Annotated in this window: 2 protein-coding genes and 1 pseudogene; all 3 read right to left on the bottom strand. The window is 64.4% G+C overall.

Annotated elements, in window-relative coordinates:
• Positions 1-78: 78 nt before the first annotated feature.
• Positions 79-939, bottom strand: a complete 861-nt coding sequence (locus EOA86_RS32980) for an NlpC/P60 family protein (protein WP_128345392.1) — start codon at positions 937-939, stop codon at positions 79-81.
• Between the two features lie 30 nt (positions 940-969).
• Positions 970-1,320 (bottom strand): MarR family winged helix-turn-helix transcriptional regulator, encoded by a 351-nt coding sequence (locus EOA86_RS32975; RefSeq protein WP_065005864.1) that lies wholly within the window; start codon positions 1,318-1,320, stop codon positions 970-972.
• A 70-nt stretch (positions 1,321-1,390) separates the two neighbouring features.
• Positions 1,391-1,881, bottom strand: a pseudogene (locus EOA86_RS32970) (leucyl aminopeptidase family protein); the annotation flags it as partial.

The raw sequence follows: 1,881 nt of genomic DNA, 5'->3' as shown, positions 1-1,881 counted from the left end.
AGGTAGCGCGGCGGCGCGCAATCGCCAAGAAGAATCGGAACAAAAGGGGATCGAGCGGCTCCCTTCTCCGCTCTGGCGCTACGGCCGCCGAAACCCTGTCGGCCCGCCATAGAGATAGCCGATGCGGGCGACGGCTTCCCTGAACCCTTCACGCGAGACCAGCATGGTGTGGCCATTGGCGTGGATCATCGTTTCCGGGTCGGTCATGATCGCGACATGGCCTTTCCAGAACACCAGGTCGCCGCGCCGTAGCCCTGCAAAATTTGGTCCGGGCTCGAGCGCCTCACCGATGGTCGCCGCCTGCATGTCGGAATCGCGCAGCACTTGCCTGCCGGCCATGTGCATCGCCAGTTGCACGAGGCCGGAGCAATCGATGCCGAAGCCGGAGGCGCCGCCCCACAGATAGGGTGTGCCGAGAAACATCTCGGCAACCGCGACATAGTCGGGGGCAGCCTCGGCGACAGGCCTGATATGGCCTGATATGACCGCCTCGCCTGACGGCAGCAGCGCATAATGCGTGCCGCGTGTTTCAGCCGCGCCCGTCACCGTTACCGCCGATCCCATCGAGAGTTGCCCGCTCGGCGGAAACCGCAAATCCGGTCCGGGATAAAGGAAGGTGCGCGGCACCGAGACGACATGGGTGGGCGCTTGGCTCCGCGCGCCCAGCACAGTGTCGGCGACATAGCCGACATAGCCGTCGCGCTCGGCCTGGATCCAGGCCCAGCCTTCCGCGTCTTCGAAGACGAGGACGTCGTCGCCAAACAGAAGCTGGGTGTTGATGCCGGCATCCGGGTGCGGTGCCTTGCGGACATCGGCAACGGTAGCGGCGATACGCGCTGGCCGCCCGGCGACGAAGCGATCGGCGGCGACCTCGCCTTTCAGCCTGGCATCGGCGAGATCGGAACGGAAGGCGTGAAGGCGGGCATCCCTGGCGGTCAAATCGGCAACTCGTTCAGAAGGACAGTTCGGTCAAATGGGCAATTCCTGGGCCTTGGCGATGATAACATCGCCGAAGCGCTCGACAAAGAGAGCACCTTCGACGGTGCGCTTGACCAACACGTTGCGCTTGTCGAGTTCGTCGCGATGGCGCGAAACCAGCTTCAGTGCGCCCATCGTGTCGAGCGCGCGGGTGATCACCGGCTTGGTAACATTGAGCCGGGCGGCGAGCCCGCGCACCGTGTGCGGCGGCGGGTCGAGATAGATCGTAAACAGGATGGCCGTCTGGCGCATGGTAAGGTCGGGCATATCGTCGCGCACCTGGGACAGCATCACCTGCTGCCACAGTCGCAAGGCCTGGCTCGGGCGCATGGAAATCGACATCCGACCAGAATGACGGCAAATTGTTTCGGTTCCGTTTCAGTCTTGAGACCTTCCTGTAGGACCGGAACCGTCAGGCGTGGCGTTTCGAGATAACCCTTTCCAGCGCTCGGATGCCTTGCGCCTCGCCGCCGGCGAGACCATACGGACGATCGGATGGGTTCCAGGCGAAGATGTCGAAATGCGCCCAGGCGGCGGTCTTCTCGACGAAGCGCTTGAGGAACAGCGCTGCGGTGATCGAGCCGGCGAATCCGTCTGACGTGACGTTGTTGATGTCGGCGATCTTCGACGACAGCTTTGCGTCATAGGGCTTCCACAACGGCATGCGCCATAGCGGATCCTCGACCGCGGCGGACGCAGTCGCCAGTTCGCACGCCAGCGCTTCATCGCCGGTGTAGAAAGGCGGCAGGTCGGGGCCGAGCGCGACGCGAGCAGCCCCCGTCAAGGTCGCCATGTCGATCAGCAGTTGCGGCTCGTCGTCGTCGGCCAGCGCCATCGCATCCGCCAGCAGCAGCCGTCCCTCGGCATCGGTGTTGCCGATCTCGACGGTGGTGCCCTTGCGGC

Origin of the sequence: Mesorhizobium sp. M5C.F.Ca.IN.020.32.2.1 (assembly GCF_004023105.1) — a bacterium.
In the GTDB taxonomy this organism is placed as follows: domain Bacteria; phylum Pseudomonadota; class Alphaproteobacteria; order Rhizobiales; family Rhizobiaceae; genus Mesorhizobium; species Mesorhizobium wenxiniae.
The sequence above is the reverse complement of the archived record's forward strand: the minus strand, read 5'-3'. Positions and strand labels throughout refer to the sequence as shown.

Bases quoted from the DNA above. Each gene is read 5' to 3' on its own strand.
- EOA86_RS32975 (WP_065005864.1), bottom strand. From the start codon at position 1,320: ATGTCGATTTCCATGCGCCCGAGCCAGGCCTTGCGACTGTGGCAGCAG.